The sequence below is a fragment of the Candidatus Ruminimicrobium bovinum genome (assembly GCF_902760015.1).
In the GTDB taxonomy this organism is placed as follows: domain Bacteria; phylum Elusimicrobiota; class Endomicrobiia; order Endomicrobiales; family Endomicrobiaceae; genus Ruminimicrobium; species Ruminimicrobium bovinum.
In genome coordinates, this window is the sequence record NZ_CACWEU010000128.1 from 1 (window position 1) to 5,809 (window position 5,809).

The 5,809-nt window shown below is 31.7% G+C and carries 4 protein-coding genes and 1 pseudogene; all 5 read right to left on the minus strand.

Translation table 11 applies throughout. From position 1 onward, the window contains the following. Positions 1-1,669 (minus strand): annotated as a pseudogene (locus tag ACMUOV_RS04665) (hypothetical protein); the annotation flags it as partial. 23 nt (positions 1,670-1,692) lie between these two features. Continuing rightward, positions 1,693-1,992, minus strand: a complete 300-nt coding sequence (locus tag ACMUOV_RS04670; RefSeq protein ID WP_413853948.1) for a YbaB/EbfC family nucleoid-associated protein — start codon at positions 1,990-1,992, stop codon at positions 1,693-1,695. Positions 1,993-2,040: 48 nt separating this feature from the next. Continuing rightward, positions 2,041-2,805: a hypothetical protein gene (locus ACMUOV_RS04675; protein WP_413853949.1), complete on the minus strand. Its 765-nt coding sequence runs from the start codon at positions 2,803-2,805 to the stop codon at positions 2,041-2,043. Next, on the minus strand, positions 2,798-4,453 hold the full coding sequence (locus ACMUOV_RS04680; protein ID WP_413853950.1) for an AAA family ATPase: 1,656 nt from the start codon (positions 4,451-4,453) through the stop codon (positions 2,798-2,800). The genes ACMUOV_RS04675 and ACMUOV_RS04680 overlap by 8 nt, the downstream gene beginning before the upstream one ends. A 45-nt stretch (positions 4,454-4,498) precedes the next feature. Beyond that, positions 4,499-5,491, minus strand: a complete 993-nt coding sequence (locus ACMUOV_RS04685; protein WP_413853951.1) for a magnesium transporter CorA family protein — start codon at positions 5,489-5,491, stop codon at positions 4,499-4,501. Between the last annotated feature and the right edge of the window lie 318 nt (positions 5,492-5,809).

Consider the following 5,809-nt stretch of genomic DNA (forward strand, 5'->3'; position numbering starts at 1 on the left):
AATTTTGATTTTTAGCATCTCTTGTTAATTTTTTATTAACTTTTGACATAGGAGAAATTTTTAAATTCTGTTTACCGGCTACAACGGCAACCACATAATCTTTACCTGCCGGCAGTTTGTCAAATTTATAAAAACCGTTACTGTCTGTCGTTGCTGTAACAGGTTTACTTAAACCTACCAAATTCAACTTAATATTTTTAACACCGGCTTTACCTTTTACAACCCTGCCTGATATTGATACATATTCGGTTTCAACTTCTAACTCATCTTCAACAGGTTCTTCATAAGAAAAGTCATCCGATTCACCGTCAAATTGTTTAGCTTCCAACTTTGCTCTTTGTTTGGCTTCGGCATTTGTAAGTTTTGCATTTATGTTTTTTTTGGATTTTACATTTTTAGCTTTATTTAAGCTTGTATCATCCAATTCATCTAAGAAATCATCACCGAGGTTTTCATCAAAATCCGTTTCTTTTTTTATTGCTGTTTTTGCTTTAGAAGCTTTATTTTTTGTTTGATTCAATTCTTCATCAAGTAATAAATCTTCATCCGTAAAATCCAAACTTTCATCAAGTTTATCGGAAGCAACAGCAGCTGTTTCTTTTACTCCTTTTTTGGCTTTCTTTTTTGCTTCCTTTGCTTCTTTTTTAGCTTTCTTTTCAGCTTCTTTTGCTTCTTTTTTGGCTTTCTTTTCCGCTTCCTTCTTTTCTTTTTCTAATTTTTTCTTTTCTTGTTTGGTAAGTTCTTTTTTAGGTTCGGAAAGCAAATCTTCATCGTTGAGCAAATCCGCATCGGAATTCAAATCAAAATCATCAACCGTATCGGATATTGCATCGTTTGTTTTGTTAACGGCTTTGTTTACCTGTTTTTTTCCTTTTTCGGCTTTTTTACTTACATTATCTTTTTTTGTCGTCAACAAATCTTCATTAAACAAATCATCTTCTTCAAATCCCAAATCGTCATCATCAAACAAATCATCTTTTTTCGCCTTTGAAGATGAACCAACTTTCTTTTTAGGTTCAAAAACATCCTGCTCGGATAAGATGTCCTCATCATCTATATCATCAAACAAATCATCTTTTTTTGCAGTTGCTTTTGCGGGTTGTTTTTTGGCAGTAACAGCTTTATCGGCTTGTTTAGATTTTGTTGCAACTTTACTTTTAGTAGTTGCTGCCTTTGCTGCAACAGCCGAATTTGCTTTATCTTTTTTTGCAACAGTTTTTGTATCTTTTTTATTCTTTGCTTTTTTGACTTTATTTGTTTTAACGTCTATCATATCTATATCATCAATATCATCATCAAAACCGGTTTCATTTTCAAAATTTGTTTTAAATTTATGCTTTGCTTCCGGAATTTTTTTAAGAGAGAAATCTTCATACATTATATTTTTACTTAACTCATCAACGGTTCTCGTTTGCGGAGTTGCTTCATAACCGGGTAAAACAACAGATATAGTGTAACTCCCGCCTGCAGGAAGCCCCTCGGCTATGTAATTACCTTTTCTGTCGGGCTTAACCTGTAAATCCGCAGTACCGGAAATATCTACTACAACACTTGTATTCCTTACTTCTTTCGGCATATCTATTTTCCCGGCAATAAAAAACGTTTTTTCGGCAAAACAAACAACACTGAAAAACAAACAAGCAACTAAAGAAAAAAATAATTTTTTCATATTCTCTCCCGTTTATATTTTTTTTAATTTAATCCAGGTATATTTAAACCGCCCATCATTTTTTTAGATTCTTCGGCCATTTCTTTTTGGGAACGACTTATTGCCTCTTGAAAAGCCGACAAAACCAATTTTTCAACATCTTTAACTGATTTACTTAAAACATCTTCCGGCAACTTTAAATCCAAAATTTCACTCTTTGCATTTATTTTTATTTTAACACCTTTATATTCAACATCAACTACCTTGGCTTTTAAAACTTTTTCCATTTCTTTCAATTTGCTTCTCATTGACATTGCTTCTTTTGCCATTTTAAATAATTCCATTTAAATCTCCAAAAAATAATTTATATAATTTTAACAATTTTTAAATAACTATTTCAAATCCAATTCCAAAACAGAGTTATTTTCTTTATCCAAAATAACCGCCGATTTCATAGTTTCTATTTTGTATTTTTCTATATTTTTCTTAAATTCCGACGTTATAATTTGTTTTATAAACTTTGAAGATAAAATTTCACCGTCACCTGACGAGTGAAGATAAACTACCCCGGAATTAATATAATAATATTTTAAATTTAATGTCGTTAAAAGATTTGCAATAAACGGATTTGTTCTGCCGGACATATTCAGCTGGGAAATAACAAGCCGTGAGACAAATTCATCCATTGTGATATAATGTTTATCCAATACCGCATCACGAGCCGTTTCCGGATTTTCCATTTCTATAAGTTGTCTTTGTTCGTAATCGCCTCTTGATATTCTTTGATAAAAATAACTTTTTACATCGTCTATATTTTGAAACATTCTTAAAGCAACCTGAAAGTTAGGGTCATAAGCCGTAACCACTATAATTTTAATATCGGCATCTGAACTTAATGCAACCCTTGTAATTGCAAAAACGGCACTTTGCAAAGAACTTATTGCTTTTGAAACAACTTCACTCTGCAAAGATACAATATCTTCCATTTCCAAATCCAAATACAAAGTATCTTTTATAATTTCAACTTTCGGTAAAATTCCCGATTCTTTTTCAATAATCTTTTCTATATCCTGCACTAAAGTTTCTTTAGGAAAACTCGGAGCACAAGAGCAAAAAGAAAAAAACATAGCCAAAGAACAAATTAAGTATTTAAGCATTAACGGTTTCCGTTTTTATATTTTTGCTTGTAACATTTGTATCAAGAATTCTTTCTCTGTTTTTACCGTATTTTGTAAATAATTCTTCTATATCGTCATAATCAAGTTCTTCCTTCTCAAGCAAAGCTTGTGCCATTTTATCTACTATATCCCATTGTTCGCTAAGGTATTTATCAACTCTTTCCAAACATAAATTCAATATTGCCATAGTTTGTTCGTTTAATTTTTCTTTCAAATCCGTTGACAAATTTTCTTTAGGTATTGCGGTAAAATCTCCTATAAAACCTTTTTCTCCCATGCCGAACTGCCAAACCATTGCATTTGCAATTGCCATTGCTTTTGTAAAATCCGAAGATACACCGGTAGATGTTGTTCCGTATTTAATTTTTTCACTGCTGTATCCGGCAAGTGCTACCATAATATCGGCAATAAGCTTTTCTTTATTTTGTGTATGCCATTCTTCCTTAGGATTATGAGCAACCAACCCGAGTGCATCACCCCTTGATTTTATTGTTGCCTTAAAAACATCATCGGTCGGATGCAAATAATATAAAGTTACGGCATGACCTGCTTCGTGATAAGCGGTCATTTCCCTTTCTTTAGGTGTCATTGTTATATGGCTTTCCAAACCTAAATCTATCCTGTCCATTGCCGATGAAATATCACTCATATCCACCGTTTCTTTACCGTTTCTTGTAGCAACCAAAGCAGCTTCTTTAATTATATTTTCAATTTCCGCAGGGGACTTATAAACGGCTTTTCTTGCCAATTTTGAAACATCAACATTAGGAGCAACTTTTACTTTTTTAAGATAAAATTTAAAAAGATCTTCCCTTTCTTTTAAATTAGGTAACGTTATGCGGATTTTTCTGTCAAACCTTCCGGGCCTTAAAAGAGCTTTATCAAGAACATTTTCATTTGCATTTGTTGCGGCTATTACTATAATATTATCTTTTTTACTTTCCAAACCGTCAAGCTCAACAAGCAACTGATTCTGTGTGCTGTTTGTTTCTTCTCCCCCGCCCATATACGAAAAAGTTCTGCCTCTTCCTATAACTTCAATTTCGTCTATAAACAAAATACATGCACCTTCGGCATAAGCAAGTTTTCTTGCTTTTTGAAACAACTGTCTAACCCTTGAAGCACCTACACCGACAAAAACTTCAACAAATTCACTGCCAGACATTGACAAAAACGGCATTTTGGCTTCGGTTGCAATGGCTTTTGCAAGTAAAGTTTTTCCGCATCCCGGAGGCCCCATTAAAATAATACCTTTAACTATTTTACCGCCTATCTTCTTTACTTTTGCGGAATCTTTTATTAACTGAACTACTTCCATTGCTTCTTTTTTGGCACCGTCAAGCCCTATAACATCACTGAATTTTACATTTATATCACTTGCTTTTATTCTGTTTTTCTTAACTTTACCGAAACCGCCCCTCATAAAATACAAATATGCACCGACAAATACCATAGCATGAAGCCCGCCTATCAATATTTGCATTGGGAGCGTTGCTATTGTCATATTCCTGTAAAAAGATTCAAGCTTGCTTAAACCCCATACGGTAAGAAACAACAATATTATTATTGATAATATAATTACTATTTTACCCCAATTATCATAAAAAAATATTTTTATTTTTCTCATATAAACTCCCTAATTTTCAAATATATATTCGTTTATTCTATCAAATTAAAACCACTTTTTCTTTTTCATGTAAAGAAAAATCCCGAAAGTTGAAACAACTATTAAAAACAATGCAAAAAACCAAGTTCCCGTTTGGCCGAAAATTGCAATTTCCGGAAAAGCAACATTCATTCCGTAATAACTTGCGAATATAAGAACCGGTAAAAAAATTGTTGCTATTATACTTAAAAATTTCATCGTTTCGTTTAATTTAATAGTTACCGATGACATGTAAACGGTAATTAAAGAACCTATCATCTGCGAATTATATGTTATTGTTTTATTTAACCTGTCAAGCTGATCCGTTACATCTCTGAAATAAGCCGAATATGAAGGGTTAACATATTCATTATTTTCTCTTGAAAAAAACGAATATACGTTTTTTTGAGGATCGGAAATTTTTCTCATCGACAACAAAACTTTTTTCAAATCAAGTATTTCTTCCATCAAATCCGGACTCGGATTTTCAAGAACCTTATCTTCAAGCAAATCTATTTTATCACTTATTTTATCCATTGTTCTTTCAAGATTATCAACTATTTTTGATAATATGTTATAAAGTAAATTATCAATACTTTTTAATTCTATCAAAGGTTTTAACTTTGCTTTTTGCATAAGTCCGTCAATAAATTGCAATTCCTCGGTATGAACGGTAACTATAAGATTTTTTGACAAGAATATATCAACTTCATAAACCGATTCGTCAAATTCGGATAAATCTATGGCTTTTAATCTTATACTGTGTGTGCTGACAAACAAATAGTTATCAAATTCTTCAACTTTCGGATTATACAGCGGAAACAGACAATCCTCAACGGAAAGTTCATGAAATTTAAACGTATCGGTTAAAAGTGCAATTTCGTCGGTAGACAAATCACCTTTTTCAAGTGTAATATCAACCCACATTAATGTTGAACCGTTTTTATAGGTATTACTTATTTGTTCAACTTCAAACTCATAATCGCAAACACCGTTATTCAAATAAATTGCTCTTATCATCTTCAAACCTCCGACAAAACAACTTACGCTTACACTTTCATTTTATAACACAATATTTGATTTTACTAAATTTATGTTTTTTAAGTAAAGTAAAAAATTATAAAATATTTTTTGTTTTTTGTTTTTTGTTTTTATTTAAAAATATAGTATAATTAATCAATTTAATTAAACAATCCATATTTTATGCAAGAGGATAAAAAAATGTTTTTATCAAAAAGAGTTCAGGCAATAAAACCTTCACCGACGTTGGCACTTGATACAAAAGCAAAAGAATTACAGGCACAGGGAATTAATATAATAAGTTTCGGAACCGGTGAG